Source organism: Streptomyces sp. NPDC043746, assembly GCF_056436485.1.
Map to the genome: position 1 here is coordinate 48,818 of NZ_JBWKCM010000018.1, position 20,474 is coordinate 69,291.

At 73.8% G+C, this 20,474-nt stretch carries 21 protein-coding genes; 14 read left to right on the plus strand and 7 right to left on the minus strand.

All coding sequences use genetic code 11. The annotated features are described in order from the left end of the window. The first annotated feature begins 37 nt into the window (after positions 1–37). The 5 genes from AC0682_RS20100 (at position 38) to AC0682_RS20120 (ending at position 4,888) form a co-directional block, all read left to right on the plus strand. The gene (locus AC0682_RS20100) at positions 38–601 is read left to right on the plus strand and encodes a hypothetical protein (protein ID WP_478534314.1); all 564 of its coding nucleotides are present in this window, start codon (positions 38–40) and stop codon (positions 599–601) included. Between the two features lie 242 nt (positions 602–843). Further along, a complete protein-coding gene (gene lnt / locus AC0682_RS20105; RefSeq protein ID WP_478534409.1) occupies positions 844–2,439 on the plus strand; it encodes an apolipoprotein N-acyltransferase in 1,596 nt (531 codons plus the stop codon). A gap of 103 nt (positions 2,440–2,542) precedes the next feature. Next, on the plus strand, positions 2,543–3,025 hold the full coding sequence (locus AC0682_RS20110) for an NUDIX hydrolase (protein WP_478534315.1): 483 nt from the start codon (positions 2,543–2,545) through the stop codon (positions 3,023–3,025). A gap of 405 nt (positions 3,026–3,430) precedes the next feature. Next, the gene (locus AC0682_RS20115) at positions 3,431–3,904 is read left to right on the plus strand and encodes a carboxymuconolactone decarboxylase family protein (RefSeq protein ID WP_478534317.1); all 474 of its coding nucleotides are present in this window, start codon (positions 3,431–3,433) and stop codon (positions 3,902–3,904) included. Between the two features lie 198 nt (positions 3,905–4,102). After that, on the plus strand, positions 4,103–4,888 hold the full coding sequence (locus AC0682_RS20120) for an SAM-dependent methyltransferase (protein WP_478534318.1): 786 nt from the start codon (positions 4,103–4,105) through the stop codon (positions 4,886–4,888). 118 nt (positions 4,889–5,006) lie between these two features. On the opposite strand, the gene AC0682_RS20125 is transcribed toward AC0682_RS20120, so the two are convergent. Next, positions 5,007–5,690, minus strand: coding sequence for an HSP18 transcriptional regulator (locus AC0682_RS20125; RefSeq protein WP_478534320.1), 684 nt, complete (start codon positions 5,688–5,690; stop codon positions 5,007–5,009). A gap of 153 nt (positions 5,691–5,843) precedes the next feature. On the opposite strand from AC0682_RS20125, the gene AC0682_RS20130 reads away from it, so the two are divergent. The 3 genes from AC0682_RS20130 to AC0682_RS20140 all read left to right on the plus strand — a co-directional run bounded on the left by AC0682_RS20130 (position 5,844) and on the right by AC0682_RS20140 (position 7,351). After that, positions 5,844–6,275: an Hsp20/alpha crystallin family protein gene (locus tag AC0682_RS20130; protein ID WP_478534322.1), complete on the plus strand. Its 432-nt coding sequence runs from the start codon at positions 5,844–5,846 to the stop codon at positions 6,273–6,275. A 91-nt stretch (positions 6,276–6,366) separates the two neighbouring features. Further along, entirely contained in the window at positions 6,367–6,762 is a 396-nt protein-coding gene (locus AC0682_RS20135) for a DUF2267 domain-containing protein (protein WP_478534323.1), read from the plus strand. A 130-nt stretch (positions 6,763–6,892) separates the two neighbouring features. Further along, entirely contained in the window at positions 6,893–7,351 is a 459-nt protein-coding gene (locus AC0682_RS20140) for a DUF2267 domain-containing protein (protein ID WP_478534324.1), read from the plus strand. 713 nt (positions 7,352–8,064) lie between these two features. On the opposite strand, the gene AC0682_RS20145 is transcribed toward AC0682_RS20140, so the two are convergent. Next, a complete protein-coding gene (locus AC0682_RS20145) occupies positions 8,065–9,534 on the minus strand; it encodes a SulP family inorganic anion transporter (RefSeq protein ID WP_478534325.1) in 1,470 nt (489 codons plus the stop codon). 603 nt (positions 9,535–10,137) lie between these two features. After that, positions 10,138–10,785, minus strand: a complete 648-nt coding sequence (locus AC0682_RS20150) for a class I SAM-dependent methyltransferase (protein ID WP_478534326.1) — start codon at positions 10,783–10,785, stop codon at positions 10,138–10,140. Positions 10,786–10,971: 186 nt separating this feature from the next. Here AC0682_RS20150 and AC0682_RS20155 point away from each other — a divergent pair, with 186 nt between their 5' ends. Further along, a complete protein-coding gene (locus tag AC0682_RS20155) occupies positions 10,972–11,232 on the plus strand; it encodes a hypothetical protein (protein WP_478534327.1) in 261 nt (86 codons plus the stop codon). 9 nt (positions 11,233–11,241) lie between these two features. Here the strand turns inward: AC0682_RS20155 and AC0682_RS20160 are convergent, their stop codons facing one another. Then, complete coding sequence (locus AC0682_RS20160) at positions 11,242–13,134, minus strand: ABC transporter ATP-binding protein (protein ID WP_478534328.1); 1,893 nt, start codon at positions 13,132–13,134, stop codon at positions 11,242–11,244. Positions 13,135–13,452: 318 nt separating this feature from the next. On the opposite strand from AC0682_RS20160, the gene AC0682_RS20165 reads away from it, so the two are divergent. Continuing rightward, a complete protein-coding gene (locus tag AC0682_RS20165; RefSeq protein ID WP_478534330.1) occupies positions 13,453–14,166 on the plus strand; it encodes a ribonuclease H family protein in 714 nt (237 codons plus the stop codon). Positions 14,167–14,222: 56 nt separating this feature from the next. Here the strand turns inward: AC0682_RS20165 and AC0682_RS20170 are convergent, their stop codons facing one another. Further along, positions 14,223–14,633 (minus strand): ATP-binding protein, encoded by a 411-nt coding sequence (locus AC0682_RS20170; protein ID WP_478534331.1) that lies wholly within the window; start codon positions 14,631–14,633, stop codon positions 14,223–14,225. A 168-nt stretch (positions 14,634–14,801) separates the two neighbouring features. Between AC0682_RS20170 and AC0682_RS20175 the strand changes: the two genes are divergently transcribed. From AC0682_RS20175 to AC0682_RS20185, 3 genes are all read left to right on the plus strand, one after another. After that, complete coding sequence (locus tag AC0682_RS20175) at positions 14,802–15,647, plus strand: Scr1 family TA system antitoxin-like transcriptional regulator (RefSeq protein ID WP_478534332.1); 846 nt, start codon at positions 14,802–14,804, stop codon at positions 15,645–15,647. Between the two features lie 170 nt (positions 15,648–15,817). Next, positions 15,818–16,075: a WhiB family transcriptional regulator gene (locus AC0682_RS20180; protein WP_478534334.1), complete on the plus strand. Its 258-nt coding sequence runs from the start codon at positions 15,818–15,820 to the stop codon at positions 16,073–16,075. An 84-nt stretch (positions 16,076–16,159) separates the two neighbouring features. Then, on the plus strand, positions 16,160–16,519 hold the full coding sequence (locus tag AC0682_RS20185) for a YkvA family protein (protein ID WP_478534335.1): 360 nt from the start codon (positions 16,160–16,162) through the stop codon (positions 16,517–16,519). A gap of 72 nt (positions 16,520–16,591) precedes the next feature. Here the strand turns inward: AC0682_RS20185 and AC0682_RS20190 are convergent, their stop codons facing one another. Beyond that, positions 16,592–17,968 carry a DUF6777 domain-containing protein gene (locus tag AC0682_RS20190; RefSeq protein ID WP_478534336.1) on the minus strand — a complete coding sequence of 459 codons (1,377 nt, stop codon included), beginning with the start codon at positions 17,966–17,968 and terminating at the stop codon, positions 16,592–16,594. 179 nt (positions 17,969–18,147) lie between these two features. Here AC0682_RS20190 and AC0682_RS20195 point away from each other — a divergent pair, with 179 nt between their 5' ends. Next, positions 18,148–19,461 (plus strand): streptophobe family protein, encoded by a 1,314-nt coding sequence (locus AC0682_RS20195; RefSeq protein ID WP_478534337.1) that lies wholly within the window; start codon positions 18,148–18,150, stop codon positions 19,459–19,461. Here the strand turns inward: AC0682_RS20195 and AC0682_RS20200 are convergent. Continuing rightward, positions 19,458–20,468, minus strand: a complete 1,011-nt coding sequence (locus AC0682_RS20200; RefSeq protein ID WP_478534338.1) for a serine/threonine-protein kinase — start codon at positions 20,466–20,468, stop codon at positions 19,458–19,460. The genes AC0682_RS20195 and AC0682_RS20200 overlap by 4 nt on opposite strands. Positions 20,469–20,474 lie beyond the last annotated feature (6 nt).

Here is a 20,474-nt window from a genome sequence, read left to right on the forward strand (position 1 = left end):
CCGGGCCGAGCGGCGCCGACGTGGGTACGCTGCGCCTATGACGGACCACCCCGAGAGCGCGCACCACAGCTCGACGCAGGCACCGTCCACCGTCTGGACCGGCCGTGCGACCAACCGCATGCAGTGGCTCCTGGCCCTCGCGGGCGCGGGCTGCTTGGCCCTGGGCATCGAGCTGGCCGTCGCCTCGCCAGCGTCCTCCGGACTCACCCCCCTGCTGATGTCCGTCATCGGCTGCCTCGCCGTCGGCCTGCTGATCCTCTTCGGCACGCTCGCCTTCGTCCATGTGGCCGTGAAGGTCGACGGGGACGCCCTGGAGGTCCGCTGCGGCCACGTCGGTCTGCCGCGCCGCAGGATCCTGCTCGACCATGTGGTCGGCGCGGAGTACGTCCCCCGGATCAACCCGCGCCAGTGGGGCGGCTGGGGCTACCGCTGGCGCCCCGAACAGGGCACTGCCGTCGTCGTGCGCAAGGGCGAGGGCATGGCCCTCCGCCTCGGCGACGGCCGCACCTTCACCGTCACGGTCGACGACGCGGAGACCGCCGTACGGTTCATCCGCGAACGCCTCCGGCCGGCCGCCCGCGCGGAGCGCGGCGGGGACTGAGGGGGTGCGCCGGATCCGGGGCCGGGACTGACGGAGGCTCCCCGGGTTCCGGGATCCGGGATCCCGTGCCGGACCGACCGGGCGAGGGTGCGTGGGAGCGACGTGACCGGGACCGGGACCGGGACCGACGACCGGTCGACCCGGCAGAGCCGGATGCTCCCCGGGCGCGCCCGGCACGGCACCGCCCTCCAGCGCCGCTCTCCACAGCCGTCCACCGTAGAATCCGCCAGGTGAGCGCCACCATGACCCCCGTCGACGCCCCGCAGCCCGCGCCGACGCCCCCGCCCGCCGGATGGCCCCGGCGGCTCCTGCGCCCGGCCGCCGCAGCACTCTCCGGGGTGCTGCTGTACGCGAGCTTCCCGCCCCGGCCCCTGTGGTGGCTGGTCCTGCCCGGCTTCGCCCTGCTCGGCTGGGTGCTCCACGGGCGCAGGCCGCGCGCCGCCTTCGGTCTCGGGCTGCTGGCGGGCCTCGGCTTCATGCTCCCGCTGCTGCGCTGGACCGGTGAGGACGTCGGCCCGGTGCCGTGGCTCGCCCTCGCCACCGCGGAGGCGCTCTTCATCGCGGTGGGCTGCCTCGGGATCGCCGCCGTCACCCGGCTCGCGTACTGGCCCCTCTGGGCCGCCGCCGTCTGGACCCTGGACGAGGCGGTCCGCGCCCGGATCCCGTTCGGCGGCTTCCCCTGGGGCAAGATCGCCTTCGGTCAGGCGGAGAGCGCGTTCCTGCCGCTCGCGGCGCTCGGCGGCACCCCGCTGCTCTCCTTCGCGGTCGTCCTGTGCGGCTTCGGCCTCTACGAGTCGGCGCGCCGACTCCGTACGTACCGCACCCCGGGGCACGCACACCGCGCCGCGGCCGCCGGAGCCGCCGCCTGCGTCCTCGCCCCGGTCGTGGCCGCGGTCGCCGCGCTCCCGCTCGTCGACGCTTCGGCCGAGGACGGCACCGCCACCGTCGCCGCGATCCAGGGCAACGTGCCCCGGCTCGGCCTGGACTTCAACGCCCAGCGCCGCGCGGTCCTGGACAACCACGCCCGGCGCACCGCCCAGCTCGCGGAGGAGGTCAGGGCCGGAAAGGCGAAGCAGCCCGACTTCGTCCTCTGGCCGGAGAACTCCTCCGACCTCGACCCCTACCTCAACGCCGACGCCCACCAGGTCATCGACGACGCGGTCAAGGCGATCGGGGTCCCGACGGTCATCGGCTCGGTGGTCGAGAAGGGCTCGGACAGCCTGCGCAACACCCTGATCGCGTGGGACCCGGACCAGGGCCCCGTCGACACGTACGACAAGCGGCACATCCAGCCGTTCGGTGAGTACATGCCGATGCGGACGGTCGCCCGGTTCTTCAGCGAGGACGTCGACCGGGTGCAGCGCGAGTTCGTCCCCGGCACCGAGGTCGGCGTGTTCGACCTCGCCGGTACCAAGGTGGGGCTGGTGACCTGCTACGAGGCCGCCTTCGACGACGCCGCCCGCGACACCGTGCTCCACGGCGGCCAGCTGATCGCCGTACCGAGCAACAACGCCACCTTCGGCCGCAGCGAGATGACCTACCAGCAGCTCGCCATGTCCCAGGTCAGGGCCGTCGAACACGGCCGGGCCGTCGTCGTCCCCGTGACCAGCGGGGTCAGCGCCGTCATCCGGCCGGACGGCACCATCGCCGACCGGAGCGGAATGTTCACCCCCGACGCCCTGGTCGCCGAGGTCCCCCTCCGCTCCTCGCTCACCCCGGCCACCCGGCTGGGCCCGCTGCCGGAGGGCCTCATCGCCCTGGTGGCCGCGGCGGGCCTGGGCTGGGTGGGCGTGTCGGCGGTACGGGCCCGGCGGCGGGGACGGGGGACCGAAGGGTAGGGCCGGGGAGTACGCGGCAGCTCCTGGGGTCGCGGGGACGGCACGGGTGGCGCGACCGGGGGCCGGCCGGGTGGACCCAGACCGGCCACGTAGGCTCGGACCCATGGCGACTCCCGACTTCATCCGCACCATCCGCGCCACCGCCGGTCACCAACTGCTCCTGCTGCCAGGGGTGACCGCCGTCGTCTTCGACGACGAGGGCCGGGTCCTGCTGGGGCGGCGGGCGGACACCGGTCGGTGGTCGGTGATCGGCGGCATCGCGGAGCCCGGCGAGGAGCCCGCGCTGACAGCCGAGCGCGAGGTGCTGGAGGAGACCGGGGTGCACTGCGTGGCCGAGCGCCTGGTCCTCACCCAGGCGCTCGCACCCGTGCAGTACGCCAACGGCGACCGCTGCCAGTACCTCGACATCACCTTCCGCTGCCGGGCCACCGGCGGCGAGGCCCGCGTCAACGACGACGAGTCCCTGGAGGTCGGCTGGTTCCCCCTGGACGGGCTGCCGCCGCTCCCGGAGTTCGCCCTCTTCCGGATCAAGCAGGCACTCACGGAGGGGCCGGCCTGGTTCCAGCGCACGTCGGCGGAGGCCTGACCGGCCGCCGCCGGTGGCCTGCCCGTCCGGGCCAGGGGTCGGACCCTTCGCGTACGACGGGTGCGGTGGGGCCGGCGCGCTGAAGCCGTCCGCGCGGTGCGCGGGCCTCCTCGGCCAGGGCGACGGTCACGCTCGCCGCTCCTCGCCCGCGCTCCGAGGCCTGCCGATGCCATCGGCGAACACCGCTCCAGCCGTTCCGGGGCGGCCCACCGTGCCCTCGCACAGCTCGAGTTGCCGCCACCCACGTGAGCTGTGGTCACCACCTTCGACGGGGGCAGGCGGTGCACGGCGACGACGAAGGTGACGGGTCCGCGGGTCACACCAGCAAGATCCTTTCCGTCCTGAGGGTGGTCGGACACCCTCGGAGGTGCGGGGACCGACGATCACGACGAAGGAGCCGGAAAAATGAACGCCAGACTGAACATGCTCGCCAGCCCCACCGCGGGCACCGTCCTCAAGAACCTCACCGCCGCGGGCCGGGCGGTGTCGGAGACCGGGCTGCCCGATACGACGCGGGAGCTGGTGAAGATCCGCGCGAGCCAGATCAACGGCTGCGGGTTCTGCACCGACATGCACACCAAGGAGGCCGCGGCGGCCGGGGAGACACAGCTGCGCCTCAACCTGATCGCGGCCTGGCGGGAGACCGCGGTCTTCACCGACGCCGAGCGCGCGGCCCTGGAGCTGACGGAGCAGGGCACCCGCATCGCGGACACCGCCGGTGGCGTGCCGGACGACGTCTGGGCACGGGCCGCCCAGTACTACGACGAGGAGCAACTCGTCGCCCTGGTCTCGCTGATCGCCCTCATCAACGCCTTCAACCGGCTGAACGTCATCGTCCAGCAGCCCGCGGGCGACTACCGGGTGGGCCAGTTCGGCTGACCTTCGGCCGAACGGTGTGCGCCCCCGGCCTCCGCCGGGGAGGTGTGCCGCCGGCACGCTGCCCGTACTACGCGCGGACGCGCTCCGGGCGGGAGCCGGTCCAGCGCGGACAGGAAGGGCGATGTACGGTCAGCTCAAGGCTCTCACCGGCGGTTATGCGGTCAACGGCCTTGCACGGACAGTGAGTAGAGGAGAGACATGAGCGTCGACGACGTTGAGTTCCGCCGCAGGATCCGCTCCGATGTCCCGCACTCGGCGAGGGTGTGGAACGCCTGGCTGGGCGGCAAGGACAACTACCCCGTCGACCGGGAGCTGGCCGACGCGGTGAGCGCCGCCTACCCCCAGATGGTCGACATCGCGCGCGCCTCGCGCGCCTTCCAGGCCCGCGCGATCCGGCACCTCGCCTCCCTGGGCATCCGCCAGTTCCTGGACGTCGGCACCGGCCTGCCGGTGGCGAACAGCACCCACGAGGTGGCGCAGGGCATCGTGCCCGAGGCGCGGATCGTCTACGTGGACAACGACCCCATCGTCCTCGCCCATGCCCACGCCCTGCTGACCAGTGCCCCGGAGGGCCGGACCGCCTACGTGGACGCCGATCTCTCCGAGACGGACACGGTGGTCGACGAGGCGGCGAAGACGCTCGACCTCTCCGAGCCGGTCGCCGTGCTGCTGCTCTCGACGCTGGGGCACCTCGTCCCGGCCGACGGCATCAGGGTCGTCCAGCAGTACATGGCCCGGATGCCCTCGGGCAGCTATCTGGTGCTCTGCGACACGGTGAAGACCCCGCAGACGCTGGCCGCCCAGGAGGCGTACGACTCCGGCGAGAACCCCCCGTACCTGGTCAGGGAGCCGGAGGAGATCACGGACTGCGCGGCGGGTCTGGAGATCATCGACCCGGGTTTCCTGTCGATCGCCCTGTGGCGCCCCGAGGAGGCCGACCCGGTGCCGGTCGACCAGTGGGGGCTGGTGGCCCGCAAGCCGTAGCCGGGAAGCGGGGCGGTGTGGCACGCCCGGGCGGCGGAGGGTTCGGGAACCCTCCGCCGGCCGGGCGTCTTTCGTGTACGGGGGCGTCCGCCGCGGCCCGGCCCGGTGCCCCCACTGCTCAGCCGCCCTGTCTCCGCGCCGCCGTGTCCTCGCGCAGTTCGCCGGTTCGGCGGGTGAGGGAGTCGATCCGGGCGGCCAGCTGCCGCTGCCCCGAGGGCAGATGCGGCCGGACCGCCGTGAGCGGGGCGACGAGGAGGGCGGCGTCGTCGGCGGCGAGGGCCCGGCGCAGCTGGTCCAGCGGGGCGCCCGCGGGGGTGGGCAGCCCGGTGAGGGCGGTGACCTGGCCGGCCAGCGAGCGCAGGTCCGCCGCGTTCTGACGGGCCCAGGTGGTGATGGTGCGGTCGGCCGCGCGCCGGTCCCGGGTGGCCTTGACCCGCTCCTCCCCGGTGGAGCCGAGGGAGCCGGGGCGCAGCCGCAGATAGCGGCGCTCGGCCGCCTGCCGGCTGGCGACACCGAGCGGGTCCGCCAGCTCGGCCCAGCTCGCCCCCGCGGCCCGGGCGGCCTCGATCAGCCCGGTCTCCCACCCCGCGAGCCGCTCCCGCAGCTCGCGCAGCAGCTGGAGCGAGGCCAGCGCCTGGGCCCGGTCCGGATCGGCCGCCCGGCCGTCGGCCTGCTCCGCCGTGGCGGTCCGGGCGTCACGGACCGCGCCGTCGATGACGCCCAGCGCCGCGGCTGCGGCGAGGAGGGAGACGGCGTCCGGATCGGGGTGGCGGGTGGGGTCGGGCTGCTCCGCTGCTGGCACGGTGACTCCTTCGACAGGTGCGGCTTCACGACAGGTTCGACGTGATGTCGTCCTTTCGGTGACATTTCATTTGTCATCGAATGGATGACATGCTACAACGGTGTCAGGTGAAACGCGCGGGCTACCGCCCGACCGACTGGAGGTGTTTCCGCAATGCTCATGCGTACCGACCCCTTCCGTGAACTCGACCGGATCACCGAGCAGATCCTGCGCCCCGGCACCTGGTCGCGGCCCTCGGCGATGCCGATGGACGCGTACCGCGAAGGCGACGAGTACGTGGTGGCGTTCGATCTCCCCGGTGTCTCGCCGGACGCGATCGACGTGGACGTCGAGCGCAACATGCTGACCGTCCGGGCCGAGCGCCGGCCGGCCGTCAACGCCGAGGACGTCCAGATGGAGCTGTCCGAGCGCCCGCTGGGCGTGTTCTCGCGCCAGATCGTCCTGGCGGACACCCTGGACACCGAGCGCATCGACGCCGACTACGACGCGGGCGTCCTGACCCTGCGCATCCCGATCGCGGAGCGCGCCAAGCCCCGCAAGATCTCCGTCGGCGCGGGCTCCTCGCGCAAGCAGATCAAGGGCTGACCGGCACCCGGCCCGTCCTCGTCCTGGAGGACCCCCGGGGGGACGGGCCGCCGGGTGAACCCGAGGGGGGACGTCCGAGGGAGCGGTCACCGTGACCCTGCGATGGGAGGCGTTCCTGGACCGGGTCCAGGAACGCGGCACGTACGAGACCCGGGAAGAGGCCGAGCGCGCCGCACGTGTGGTGCTGGCCCTGCTCGGCGCACACCTGGTGGGCGCGGAGCGGGCCGAACTGGCCGCCTGCCTCCCCGAGACCATGGCCCTGATCCTGCTCAACCCGCTCCAGGCCGCGGAACCGCTCTCGCCCGAGCGGTTCGTACGCGCCACGGCGGCCTGGATCGAGGGCGCCACCGAACGGACCGCCCTGTGGGACGTGGGAGCCGTGCTCAGCGTCGCCGCCGACGCGGCGGGCGAGGACCTCCTGCGCCGCATCCTGCTGCAACTGCCGACGGGGTACGACCTCCTCTTCGGCCGCCCGCAGCCCCTGTGACCGCCGCATCACCGCCCGGGCCCCGTCCGGATCCCTTCCGGACCACCCCCGGGGGTGTACGGCGGCGCTTTCGGAGAAGAAGCCAGAGACAACACGACACCGCAGGACCGCGAGAAGGGCTGCTGCCGCCATGATTCCTGAGCCTCGGACCATCGCCGCCCCGAAGGCCATGACGTTCGACCGGCTGCTGGAGAAGATCAGATACGAGGGTGCCTACCCCACCCGGGAGCGGGCGGAGGAGGCCCTGAACGCCGTACTGGGCGGGCTCGGCGCGCAGATCACGGGTGAGGAGCGGGTCGCGTTCGCCGCCGCGCTCCCCAGGGAGGCCGCCCGGGTGTTCACCGCAGAGGCGCCCGGCATCGACCCGGCCCCGGCCGCCCGTTTCGTGGACGACCTGGCCGCACGGACCGGTGGTACGGCGGCGACCGCCCGTTGGGACGCGGGTACGGTGCTGGCGGCGGTGGCCGCGTTGATGGACCCGGCCCTCGTCACCCGGGTCATCGAGTCCCTGCCGACCGGCTACGCCCTGCTGTTCGGCCGAGCCCAGCTCACCACGGCTGCCCGGACCCGGCTCGGCGCGGCGGCCTGAGCAGCCCGAGCGGCCCAGGAGGCCTGAGCAGATCGCCGAGCCCCGGGGCAGCCCCGCCCCGGGGCCGGGGCTGTCCCTGCCCGGCGCCCCGCGTCGGCGCCCGCAGCCGGTGACCCCGCCCGATGTCGTCGCAGCGGCGGACCCGGCCGCCCGCCGAGGTCGCCGCCGTACTTTCCGCCGGACTCGACCTGGCGCTCGCGCGGTTGACCGACGGCCTGGACACCGAGCTGGGCGAGCGCGGCGGGGCGGCCTCTGGGGGGCAGCGCCAATTGGTCACCCGGGCAGGGGCGTTGCTCCGGGACCCGCCCGTCCTGCTGCTCGACGACGTGACCTCCGCCCCGGACACGGCGTCCGGGGCCGCTGTGCTGGACCGGCCCCGCGCCGCCACCGCACACCGGACCGTCCTCTTCGCCGCCCACATCCCCGCTGTCCGGGAGACCACCGTCGCCGCACCTTCGGTGTCCGCCGCGAGGGACGCGGCCTGCACCCCCTCGGCGCCCGGTACCGGACAGGCCGCTTCCCGGCTGCGCCCGCGTCACTCGTTCCCGTTGCCCGCCGCCGGGCACATGGCGAGCACGGTTGCCGCCCGGGTCGGCTCCGTGTCCGCCCACGGCGACACCCTGGCCTTCCGCCGCTGCCCCGGCGAGCCGCCGGGGCAGCGGCGGGAAGCGCTCGGCGACCCGTACAGCCGCCCGGACCACCGGGCCGCCGGTCTACCGGCGGATCGTCACCGGCTCGATCTCCGCGTTGTTGTGCCTTCGCGCCCAGTTCTCCAGGGCCACCCGGCAGGCGTGGTCGAGATGGCGCAGCCCGGTCAGATCCAGCTCTATGGGCTGGTCCTGCGGCAGCTTCTCCAACTGCTCCAGGATGCGCGGCAACCGCAGGAAGGTCGCGTTGCCGGTGAGCGTCACCACGACCCGGCCGCCGGTCAGCTCACGCGTGGAGAGCTGTACGTGGGAGGTCTCCCAGGCCGACTTCACCACGGCGAGCAGCAGCCCCAGCACCACGCCCTCGAAGAGGTTGGTCACCACGATGGCCAGCGCGGTGACCGCCAGCAGGACGGCCTCCCCGCGGTGGTCGCGCCAGAGCGGGCCGAACTCCTTCCAGGGCACCAGCTTGCACCCGGCGTGCACCAGGATCCCGGCGAGCGAGGCGAGCGGGATGATGCCGATGGCGGCGGGCAGCAGCGCGGCGAAGAGCAGCAGCCACACCCCGTGGGCGACGCGGGAGAGCGCGGTGGTGGCCCCGGCCTGGACGTTGGCCGCGCTGCGGACGATGACAGCGGTCATCGGGAGGGCGCCCAGCGCCCCGCAGATGGTGTTGCCCACGCCCTGGGCGACCAGCTCCTTGTCGTACTGCGTACGGGGGCCGTCGTGCATCCGGTCGATGGCCGCCGCGCTGAACAGGCTCTCGGCCGAGGCGATGAGGGCGAAGGCGAGGACGGTACCGATGACGGCCACGTTGGCCAGATTGCCGAACTCGGCGGCACCCGGCAGGTCGATGGCGTGCAGCAGCCCGTTGACATCGGCCACCATCGGCCGCAGCCCGGCCAGGGCGGCGACGGCGGTGGCCAGGCCGACCGCGGCGAGGGGGGCTGGGACGATCCGCACGCGGGCGGGGAGCCTGGGCCAGATCAGCAGGACGGCGACGGTCCCGGCGCCGAGGCCGAAGGCGGTCAGCGCCTCGGTGTCGGTGGCGATCTCGGCGACCAGCCCGGGGAGTCCGGCCAGCTTGGCGAGGGCGGTGTCCGGCTGTTCGGAGTCGGCCATCGCGTACAGCTGGCCCAGCACGATGACCAGGCCGATGCCCGCGAGCATGCCCTGCACCACGGAGACGGAGATGGCGCGGAACCAGCGGCCGAAGCGGGCGAAGCCCATGACCATCTGGAGGAGACCGGCGGCCAGGACGATCGGCCCGAGCGTGGCGAGACCGAACTCCGTGACCGCCTCGTAGACCAGGACGGTGAGACCGGCGGCCGGGCCGCTGACCTGGAGCTTGCTGCCGGGCAGCAGACCGACGACGATACCGCCGACGATCCCGGTGACCAGACCGAGTTCGGCCGGTACGCCGGAGGCGACGGCGATGCCGACGCAGAGGGGAAGGGCGACCAGGAAGACGACGAGTGACGCGAGCAGGTCACGTCGTACGACGTGGGGGTTCTTGAGTTCCTTCACGGAGATCACGGGTGACGATTCCCTTGAGGGTCGGATCCGCGCCCGGCCCGGGGCCGGGCGCGGAAGGGTGGGGGCGGGAAGCCGTCAGAGGCGGCCGGACGACGGGCCGCTCTCCGGCCGGTGAACGCTGGTCGGGCCGGGACGTACCGCGCCGCGGACCGAAGGGAAGGGTCTCGGGGGTCGGGCGTAGGTGGGGAGCCCGGCCTCCTTTGCGTTCGCGGTGTCGTGTTCGGTGAAAGTCCGGGCGGGTAAGACGAGGGACTTCATGGGTGGCCTGCCTCCTGCGCCCGGTGGTTCCGGGGAGCGGTGTGGTCGGGTCATGGGAACGAATGCGCGGATATGGTTCGAATGAATGTTCGGAGGGGGGGTTCTGCTCCACCTCGTGGTTCTGTCGAACATCCGGGGTGTGAAGCCGTGCGCACGGCGTCCGAACGGATACGACTACAGCTCAGCATATAGACGAGAACTTTGCTATCGCATTACCTTCTCGTTGAGGAACGCGAATGCGCCATTCTTGTCATTCATTCGGCTTGTTCTTTGTGATTGCGAAAACCTTTGGGGCGGCGGCGGCCTGTGCGAAGGCAGGGGAGCGGGATGCGTCCGCAGGGGGCGTCAGGGGTGACGGCCGTCCAGGAAGAGATGTGGCTCGGGCTCGCCCATCGGGTGGTCCGGGGTGAACAGCACGCTCTGCCGCTCCTCCACCGCGAACCCCGCCCCGGCCACCACGGAGACGAACTCCTCCTCGCCGAAGCTCGACACCACCACCGGCTGCCCCATGAACACGGCGCTCACATCCGCCGCGTCGACCGGCACCGTCGCCACGGCCAGCCGACCGCCCGGCCGTACTGCCCGGGCGAGGCGGCCCAGCAGCTCCCGCTGCTCGCCACGGGTCAGCTGGAGGAGGGAGAAATAGACGCATGCGGCGTCGAACTCCCCGTCCACCAGAGGCAGATCGCGGATGTCACCGCACCGGAACTCCGCCTGCGGCACCTGCCGCGCCGCCAGCGCCGTCATCACCGGTGAGACGTCGACCCCCACCACCCGGTGTCCGGCCGCCGCCAGTCGCCGCGCGGTCGGGACCCCCGTACCGCTCCCCACGTCCAGCACCCGGCTGCCCGGCGCGAGCTGCTCCAGCAGCCGGTCCAGCGAGGCGTGGTGGGCGGCCGAACCGGCGAACGCCCGCTCGTACGCGGAGCCCAGCGCGTCGAACACCGTCGCGGCGGGGAGCCCCGCGGGCCGTCCAGGGGCGTTGTCGCTCATGGGTGTGGTCCTTCCGGTGGTACGGGACCCCCGAGGCCTCCGGTACGAGGTCTCCACGGAGCCGCGCCCCCGCCGACCGGGGCCGCCGTCCCCAGCGTCCCCGGACGCGCGTCTGAGTATGCGGTGCGCCGAACGCTGAGTACCCGGCCCGATGTTCCGCCGCCCGGCCGCCGGTCGAATGGGGCCATGGACTCCGCAGCGCGGCGCAACCCCCGCATCCAGCACGTCACCACCGCCGGTACCGCCCTGGCGGTCTCCCTGCTGCCCCTGGTGGTCGGTGTGCTGCTGGCCAAGTCCATGGCGGCGGACCCGATGACCTCGGTCAACGCCCTCGTCACCAACGGCAGCCACCGCCCCCGGGTCTCGCCCAAGCAGTGGTGCAGCTGCGGCGGGGACGCCCTGCGGCGCCTGCGCACCACGGGACGTCCCCGCCTCGTCCGCCGCTGAGCCGGGCCCCTACCGGCCGACCGGCTGGGCCTCGTCCGCCGACGGCCGCTCGAACTGGGTGTGGTACAGCTCCTCGTACCGCCCGCCCGCCGCCAGCAGTTCGGTGTGGGTACCGCGCTCCACGATCCGGCCCGCCTCGACGACCAGGATCTGGTCGGCCGCCCGTACGGTGGAGAGCCGGTGGGCGATCACCACGGCGGTCCGCCCCTCCAGCGCCTCGGCCAGGGCCTCCTGGACGGCGGCCTCGGAGGTGGAGTCCAGATGCGCGGTCGCCTCGTCCAGGATGACGACCCGCTGACGGGCGAGCAGCAGCCGGGCGATGGTGAGTCGCTGGCGCTCACCGCCGGAGAGCCGGTACCCGCGCTCGCCCACCACCGTGTCCAGCCCGTCGGGCAGCGAGGCCACCAGGCCCTCCAGCCGGGAGCGGCGCAGGGCGTCCCAGATGTCGTCCTCGGACGCATCCGGCCGGGCGAGCAGCAGATTGGCCCGTACGGACTCGTGGAAGAGGTGCCCGTCCTGGGTGACCATCCCCAGGGTGTCGCGCAGCGAGTCGGCGCTCAGATCGCGTACGTCGACCCCGTTCAGCCGTACGGAACCGGCGTCCGCGTCGTACAGCCTCGGCAGCAGCTGGGCGATGGTCGACTTGCCCGCGCCCGACGATCCCACGAGGGCGATCATCTGCCCGGGTTCGGCGCGGAACGACACCTCGTGCAGGACCGGGGTGCCGCCCCGGTTGTCCAGCGTCGCGACCTCCTCCAGCGAGGCGAGCGAGACCTTCTCCGCCGACGGGTACCCGAAGGACACGTTGTCGAACTCCACCGACACCTGGCCCTCCGGCACCTTGCGGGCGTCCGGCTTCTGGGTGATCAGGGGCTTCAGGTCCAGCACCTCGAAGACCCGCTCGAAGCTGACGAGCGCGCTCATCACCTCGACCCGGGCCCCGGCCAGCGCGGTCAGCGGGGCGTACAGCCGGGTCAGCAGCAGGGCCAGGGCCACCACGGCCCCCGGCTCCAGGGTGCCGCGGAGCGCGTAGTAGCCGCCGAGCCCGTAGACCAGGGCGAGTGCGAGGGCCGAGACCAGGGTGAGCGCCGTGATGAACGCGGACTGGGCCATCGCCGACCGCACCCCGATGTCCCGCACCCGGCGGGCCCGCTCGGCGAACTCGGCCGACTCCAGTGACGGGCGGCCGAAGAGTTTGACCAGGGTGGCGCCGGGGGCGGAGAACCGCTCGGTCATCTGGGTGCCCATCGAGGCGTTGTGGGCGGCCGCCTCCCGCTGGAGACCGGCCATCCTGGCCCCCATCCTGCGGGCCGGTACGACGAAGACCGGGAGCAGGACCAGGGAGAGCAGCGTGATCTGCCAGGAGATCGTGAGCATCACACCGAGCGTCAGCAGCAGGGTCACGACGTTGGAGACGACGCCGGAGAGCGTGTTGCTGAACGCGCGCTGCGCGCCGATCACGTCGTTGTTGAGCCGGCTGACCAGGGCGCCGGTCCGCGTCCGGGTGAAGAAGGCGACCGGCATCCGCTGCACGTGGTCGAAGACCGCCGTCCGCAGATCGAGGATCAGCCCCTCACCGAGGTTGGCCGACAGCCACCGGGTGACCAGGCCGAGCCCCGCCTCCGCCACCGCGATCAGGGCGATCAGCAGGGCGAGCCGGGTGACCGTCCCGGAGTCCGCGCCCCGCACGATGGCGTCGACGACCTGCCCGGCCAGGACCGGGGTGGCCACCGCCAGCAGCGCGGTCACGGTGCTGAGCAGCAGGAACCGGTGGATGCGCGTCTTGTGCGGCCGGGCGAAGACCAGGATGCGGCGTAGCGTCGCCTTCGAGAAGGGGCGCCGGTCCTGCTCGGCGTTCATCGCGCTGTGCAGCGACGTCCACGCGGTGACTTCCATGTCCATGGGGTGCTCCGAACTCTGCAGACCTGGGTGGTGGGGACTGGTCGGAACGCTATGACCTCAAGCTTGGTTGAGGTCAACAGGGCACGCTGGGTGTCCACCGGCGTCGCCCTCCGCCCGGTGCGAGCCGGGAGGTGAGAACGGCCGTTCCCGGCAGCGGGCCGACAGGCGGGCGGGAGAGCGCAGGAGGAGCGACGGCGTGTGCGTCGACTCGATCCTGCCCCGAGCGAGGCGCCCCGGGGGGAGGCGTCCCGGATCGCCGGGAGGGGGGCACGGGCACGGCCGGACGGGATGGTCGTGCGGGGCTGGCATGATCGGAGGATGAACGAGAGCATCATCGCCGCGTGTGACGGCGCGTCCAAGGGAAATCCGGGACCGGCCGCCTGGGCCTGGGTCGTCGCGGACGCGCAGGGCAGCCCGGAGCGCTGGGAGGCGGGCCCGCTGGGCACCGCGACCAACAACGTCGCCGAGCTGACCGCCCTGGCCGAGCTGCTGGAATCCACCGACCCGGCGGCGCGTGTCGAGGTGCGGATGGACTCGCAGTACGCGATGAACGCCGTGACCAAGTGGCTGCCGGGGTGGAAGCGCAACGGCTGGAAGACCTCGGCGGGCAAGCCGGTCGCCAACCGCGAGCTGGTCGTCCGCATCGACGCCCTGCTCACCGACCGTACGGTGACGTTCCGCCACGTCCCCGCCCATCAGGTGGACGGCGACCCGCTCAACGCGCTCGCCGACCAGGCCGCCAGCGAGGCGGCGGTGGCGCAGCGCCCGGCCGGTACCGCCCACGGGGCGACCGCCCTGCCCGTCCCCGCCCCGGCGCGCTCCACGAAGGGGCGTGCGGAGACGGGCGGTGGCGGCGCGGGCGGCGTGAAGGCGAAGACCACGGGGTCCCGGACCGGGCGGTCGTCGAACGGCACCATCAAGGCGCGGTTCGCCGGGCGCTGCCACTGCGGAAAGCCGTACGCGGCGAAGGAGCCGATCGCGAAGAACCCGAACGGCTGGGGTCACCCGGAGTGCCGTACGGCCACCGACTGATCCTGCTCGGCCCCAGGGGTACGGGGGAGTCGCGGGAGGCGGTCGCGCGGCGGGTCTCAGACGTCGGCCCAGACGAGTCGGCCGGCCGGTGCGGGGCGCGTGCCCCAGCGGGCCGCCAGGGCGTCCACGAGGAGAAGGCCTCTGCCGTCCTCGGCGAGGCGGTCGAGCGCGTCATCGCCGTCCGGGCCGTCCGCCGCCGGAGCCTCCCCGACGGGCGGCCCCGCCGCAGCGAAGGGGCGCGCCGGTGCCGGGATCCGGGCCAGGCCGCGGTTCCACACGCAGATGCGCACCCCCTCCGCCGAGCGGAGCAGGCGGCAGCGGATCCGTCGGGTGCTGGTGTGCTGCACGGCGTTGGTGACCAGTTCGGTCACTATCAGCGCCGCCGCCTCGATGCGTTCCGCGGGCTCTCCCCAGGCGTGCATCGCCTCCTGCACCCGGTGGCGTGCCTCCGGAACGCCCCCGGGCAACCGGGGGACCCACCAGCTGTGTGCACCTCTGACACTCCCCTCGGCGGGGGCGCGTTCTGCGCAACTGACTATTTCCGACATGTATGCACTCTCGGTGCAAAACGCGTACTTTGCAAGCGACAGAGTGTTCAAGGCTCCGCTCCGGGGCTCGACGAACGAGGTACGAGCATGCGAGCCCGCTCCGGCCCCACGGTGCAGCACCGCGTCCTGGCGGCCCGGCTGCGCATCCTGCGGGAACAGGCCGGTGTCACCCTGAGGGCCGCCGCCGACGCCCTGGGCGCCCACCCCGCCACCGTACGGCGGATCGAGCGGGCCGAGACCGGGCTCGACGCGCGGCAGGTCACCGAACTGCTGCGCTGCTACGGCGCCCCGCCCCCGGTCGCGGAACCGATCCTGGCCGGGCTCGGCGCCGCGAACCTGCCCGGCTGGTGGCACCGGTGGCGCGACACCATGGAGAGCTGGCAGCAGGACGTCATCGGGGTCGAGTCCTCCGCCAGCCTGGTCCGCACCTGGCACCCGGCCCTGGTGCCCGAGCTGCTGCGGACGCCCGGCTACGCCGCCGGGCTGTACCGGATGCGGTACCCGGACGACGGCCCCGACCGGATCGAGCGCCGCGTGGAGCTGCTGCGGGAGCGGCGGCGCCGGCTGTGCGAGCGCGGGACCACCCTGTGGGCCCTGCTCCCGGCCGCCGCCCTGCTCACCCGGGTGGGCGACCCGGAGACCATGGCCGGGCAGCGGCGTGCGCTGGCCGAGGCGATGGAGGAGCAGCACGTCATCGTCCAGGTGGTGCCACTGGACCACCCGCCGCACGCCATGACCGGCATGCCTCCCCTGCATCTGCTGCGGGTCCCGGCCCCGGAGATCGGTGACCAGGCGGTCCTGGAGACGCCCGGGGTCCGTGTCGACCTCATCGACGATCCGGATGCCGTGATGGCCCACCGCATCCGGCTCGACGCGGCGTGCGCCGCCGCCCCGCCGCCGGAGACCCCGCTGCCGGACATCGCGGCCGGGTGACTCCCTGGGCGGGGCCGTGAGGTCGGGCGCGCCGCGGGACCCGCCCCGCCGGGGCGACCCGTCCGGTCCCCCGGCCGCCGGGTGTTTGAGGCGCCGATCGTCGGTCACCCGCACGGTACGGCCGTAAGCAGATGCCTACGGCACGCATCCGACCCCCGGGAGTGAGCAGCATGGAGAACTGGCGCACACACGCGGCCTGCCGCGACGAGGACCCGGACCTGTTCTTCCCCATCGGGACGTCCGGCCCCGCCGTCGTCCAGGCGGCGGAGGCGAAGGCGGTCTGCCGGACCTGCCCGGTGCAGGCCCAGTGCCTGGAATGGGCCCTGGAGAACGGCCAGGAAGCGGGCGTCTGGGGCGGCCTCGCCGAGGACGAACGACGCGCACTGAAGCGCCGCAACCGCCGCCGTACGCAGAACTCCGCCGGCTGACTCCGCTCCATGTCCCCGACCCGCCACGGACGGCCGTGCGGACGGAGAATTTCGTCATCGGCGGCAATGGGTGGACGATGAGCCATGGACACCACCGTCTGGCTCGTTGTCGCAGCCGTCGCCGCACTGACCATGCTGGCCCTGGCCGCCGTACTGCTGGTGCGCGTCTTCAAGGCCAGGAGGCTCCTGGTCGACGCCGGGATCCCGCTGCGCAACAAGGCCCTCGTCTGGGCGGCCGTGGTCTACACCGTCTCCCCGGTCGACCTGCTGCCCGACCCCGTCTATCTGGACGACATCGGCTTCCTGCTGCTGGCGCTGCGCTCCCTGCACTCCGCCGCGGCCTCGGCCGGACTGGGACGCGCCAAGGGCGCGGGCGCCCCGGTGGAGCTCCCGCGCCCGGAGAAGACCGGCGGAGCGGACAGGCGGCCGGACGCCGTGCTGTAGCTCCGGCCGCGCGTCGCTCCGGGACTCCGGACGTTCCGCGTTCAGACGTTCGGGGGCCTGCGCTCCTGCCCGCTAGACGCTCCGGGACAGGGCCGCCGCGCCGGAGCCGGGCTGCTGTTCCTCCGGAGGCTGCGGCTGCTGCTGCTCCGACTGCTGCTGCTCCGGTTGCTGCGGTTCCTGCGGCGGCGCGGGCTGGGAGTCGGGCGTGTCACCGGGCGGGCTGTCCGGCGGCGGGTCGGAGGCGGGCGGGCTGTCCGGCGGCGCCGTCGTCCCGTCGTCGGCCGGCGGCGGGGACTCGCCGTCGCGCGGAGACTCACCCGTGCTCGGGGGGCAGGAACGGTCGCCGCCTGCTCCCGGCGGGCAGGGCGAACCGGACTCGTCCTTCTTCGTGCCCTTGGGCGGATCGGTCTTCTCGTCCCCGCCGCCGGTGTCACCGGCCGGACGGGTGAACCAGTCACCGTTCTCGGAGTCGACCATCACGAACTCGTCCACCGGCTTCGACGACGGCTCCACCACGACCACATCCGAGGCCCGGTACCCCGGCCAGGCCTTCCCCGTCTGCTTCGGGGTGCTCTTCTGGGCGACCGGCGGCAGCAGCGGATTGCCGCAGGCGCACCGCACCCGGGGCACCCCGCGGTCGTCGACGAGCACCGCCGTACCGGCCTGGAGCACCGCCTGGTACGCCGCGGCCTTCCCGTCCCGGAAGCTGTGATTGGTCACGCGGGTGTCCATCCGCAGCTGTACGGGGGTGAGGGAGCGGAGGTAGCCCGGTACGGCCGAGGGCTCGATGTCCTGGACCGAGGCGAACGCCCGGTTCTTCTCCGGGGCGGCCCCCAGCACGCTGATCTGCTTCTCCACATCGCAGCTGGCGACCTTGCGGGTGCCCCCGTAGAGGCCCGGCGCGGCGCCGTCCACCCCGCGCGTCACCTGCGAGCCGGTGCCCGAGGCGCTCGGTACGGGGGAGGGGGACGGGGAGGCGGTCGACGGGTCGGGGCCGCTGTCACGCGCCGTGGACTCCGTGAACGGGTCCGGGCCGGAGGCGCCCGCCGCCTGGAGGAACACCTCGCCCCCCGCCGTCGAACCGCCGCCGCCGCCGTCGTCGGGGCGGGTCAGGAAGACGACCAGCGAGACGGCCACGACGACGGCCGCCGTGATCGCGGCGACCCGGGGGACGGAGCGCCACCAGGGGCGCCCGGCCCCAGGCCCGGGGGCGGCGCCCGAACCACTGCCGGGACCGTCTCCCGGGCCGCCCGTCGAGCCTCCGCCGGAGCCCCCGGAACCGCCCGAACCGCCTGATCCGCCGCCCCGGCCCCCGCCGCCGGGCGGGCCGGGAGGGGCGCCCGAGACGGTGGGGGGCGGGGGCGTCGTCGGGCCCGACCGGGAGGGGCCCGAGAGCGGACCGGAAGGCGGTCCCGTAGGGCGGTCGGAGGACGGCGGTTGGACACTCACGGGCTGCACTCCCCGAGGTTGGGACCGCCCCGGACTCCCGCCCCCGCAAACCGGGGCATCGGCGGGTGATCCGGGCCTGTTGCCCTCATTGTGTGTACGGCCCGCGCGCTCCCCGCAAGCGGAGGGAGCGGCCGTTTCCCCGGGGGGCGGAGTGCCGTACCCCTGCTTAGCGTGACAGCGTGAACGTCCGGGTGAGCAACGACAGGAAGAGCGCGGCACGCGCACCGCACGGCTGGCTGGACGCACTCGTGGCGGTGCTGGCCGGAGCCCTGGCCATGCTGGTGACGGCCGCCCTCGGTCTGTGGGCCGCCGGTGCCGCGGGGCTTCCCGACGGAGGCTTCCCCCGGGTCGTGGCCGCGGTCGTCGTGATGGCGGCGGGCGGTACGGTCGGCCTGGCGGGCGACGCCGGGTCTCTCGTGGGGGCGCGGGCGGGCCTCTCGGTGCTGCCGCTCTCGGTGACCGTGGCGGGCGCGCTGCTCATCGCCCACGGCTTCCTGCGGCCCCTGCGCCACCGGGCTGTCGCCGGGGTCCGGGAGCTGGCGGGCTGGGCGGGCCGGGTCGCTGTCCTCTGGGCGGTGGTGCTGATCGCGCTCTCGCTCCTGGCACGGCACACGTTCACCCTCCCGGCGGAAGACCTCACGGGTGACGGAAGGAGTGAGGGAACGGAAGACGCCTTCGGCGATGTCCTGGGCGATTCGGCGCGGGTCGGGTTCCGGGCCGACATCCCGCTGACCGTGATCATGGGTCTGGTGTGGCTGGCCGGTGTCCTCCTGCTGGCGCTCCTGGTCTCGCGCCGGGCACCGCTCCCGCCCCGGCTGGTCCGCTTCCAGGAGACCGTGCGCCCCGCCGCCTCCGCCATGGTGGCGCTGCTGCTGCTCTCCGTGGCCCTGGGCGCCGTGGCGGGGCTGGTCGTGATGGTGGTACGCGGCCATCCCGCCCAGACCCTCGCGGTGATCCTCCTCGGCCTGCCCAACCTGGTCTGGCTCGCCTTCACCGTGGGCCTCGGCGCCTCCTGGGAGGGCAGGGCGCAGGGCCCGTTCGGGCTGCCGATGCCGCAGGTGCTCGACTCCGTACTCCGGACGCCCGACCTCGCCACCGTCAATCTGCGCACCCTCGCCGCCCAGGACGGGCGGGTGTGGTGGCTGCTCGTCGCCGCCGCGCTCCTGGCGCTCGGCGCCGCCTTCGTCATGGCGCTCCGCTCACCCGCCCGGACGCGTCCCTGGCAGCACGCCCTGCACCTGGCGGTCGCCCTCACCCTGACCGTGCTCCTCATCGGCCTGACGTCCGCGGTCTCCGCCCGCTACGGCCTCTCCCTGCTCGGCATCGGAGACCTCGGCGGCGGTCTCGGAGGCGAGGTCTCGCTGCGCCCGAAGCTCTGGACCGCGCTCGGGACCGCCTTCCTGTGGGGCCTGGTCGCCGGCTTCCTGGGCGCGCTCGCCGCCTCCCGGGTGCACCGGAGGCACGGCGAGGTCCCGCCGCCGGAGGAGACCTAGGCCTCCGGGAAGACCGGGAGGGCCCAGCGCGGCGGCCGGGGCACCGGCTCGGGCGTGGCCGACCAGGAGCCGGCCCGCGTGTCCACGACCGTCGCCGTACGGTGCCCGGCCGGGGCCGCCGACGCCGCCGCGCGCAGTGCCGCGACGAACCGCAGACACGTCTCGTAGCGGTCGTCCGGCGCCTTGGCCAGCGCCTTCGCCAGTACGCCGTCCACCGCGCCCGGCAGGTCCGGCCGCTGCCCGCTCGGCGGGGGCGGCGGGTCGTACTGGTGGGCCCAGAGCAGGGCCATGTCGTCGTCCCGCTGGAAGGGCGGGGCCCCGGTCAGCGTCTCCTGCACGACGCATGCCAGGCTGTACACGTCGCACCGGCCGTCCACGGGTTTCCCCGAGATCTGCTCCGGAGCCACGTAGTCGAGCGTGCCGACGAACTGGCCGACCGTGGTGAACCCCGTCAGCGACAGCGACTTCTTCGTCAGCCCGAAGTCCGTCAGGTACACGTGTTCCGGATGGTCGCTGTCGGTCCCCGCCGCCACCAGGATGTTCCCCGGCTTCACGTCGCGGTGCACCAGATCGTGGTCATGGGCCGCGTCCAGCGCGGAGGCGACCTGCCCGCCGATCCGGACGGCGGCGGTGAGATCGAGCGGCCCGCGCCGGTCGATGAGCACGCGCAGGTCGGCGCCCGCCACGTACCGCATGGCGATGTAGAGGAGCCCGTCCGTCTCACCGGCCTCGAAGACCGGCACGATATGGGGGTGGTCGATCGCGGCCGCCACCCGCGACTCGTGGGTGAACCGCTGCCGGAAGGTGTCGTTGCGAGCCAGCTCCGGGGCGAGCAGCTTGAGCGCGACGATCCGGTCCAGCCGCAGGTCCCTGGCCCGGTAGACGACCGCCATGCCGCCCCGGCCGATCTCGGCCTCCACGAGATAGCCCGCGACGCGCTTCCCCACCAGCTCCTCGTCCCGGCCGGTGGGAAGCCCGGCGTCGTGGGAGGGCGGGGGCGGCGCCACGGCCTG